This window comes from Vibrio sp. VP6 (assembly GCF_028823755.1).
Classification (GTDB): domain Bacteria; phylum Pseudomonadota; class Gammaproteobacteria; order Enterobacterales; family Vibrionaceae; genus Vibrio; species Vibrio parahaemolyticus.
This window is the reverse complement of sequence record NZ_JAPEID010000198.1, coordinates 1-568: the sequence shown is the minus strand read 5'-3', so window position 1 is coordinate 568 and position 568 is coordinate 1. Positions and strand designations below refer to the sequence as shown.

The window sequence follows — 568 nt, the reverse complement described above, 5'->3', positions numbered from 1 at the left end:
GCACAGTGCTGTGTTTTTAATAAACAGTTGCAGCCACCTGGTATCTGCGACTCTCGTCAGCTCCATCCGCAAGGGACTTCACCATCAAGAGCGTACCTTCTCCCGAAGTTACGGTACCATTTTGCCTAGTTCCTTCACCCGAGTTCTCTCAAGCGCCTTGGTATTCTCTACCCGACCACCTGTGTCGGTTTGGGGTACGATTCCTTACAATCTGAAGCTTAGAGGCTTTTCCTGGAAGCATGGCATCAATGACTTCACACCCGTAGGTGCTCGACGTCGTGTCTCAGCCTTAAAAAGAGCCGGATTTACCTAACTCTTAAGCCTACGCACTTGAACCTGGACAACCGTCGCCAGGCCCACCTAGCCTTCTCCGTCCCCCCATCGCAATTGTAAGAAGTACGGGAATATTAACCCGTTTCCCATCGACTACGCCTTTCGGCCTCGCCTTAGGGGTCGACTTACCCTGCCCCGATTAACGTTGGACAGGAACCCTTGGTCTTCCGGCGAGGAGGTTTTTCACCCCCTTTATCGTTACTCATGTCAGCATTCGCACTTCTGATACGTCCAG

The 568-nt window shown here is 52.1% G+C and carries 1 rRNA gene; it reads right to left on the bottom strand.

Features of this window, described 5'->3' with window-relative positions:
* A 23S ribosomal RNA gene (locus OU793_RS24870) occupies positions 1-568 on the bottom strand; the annotation flags it as partial.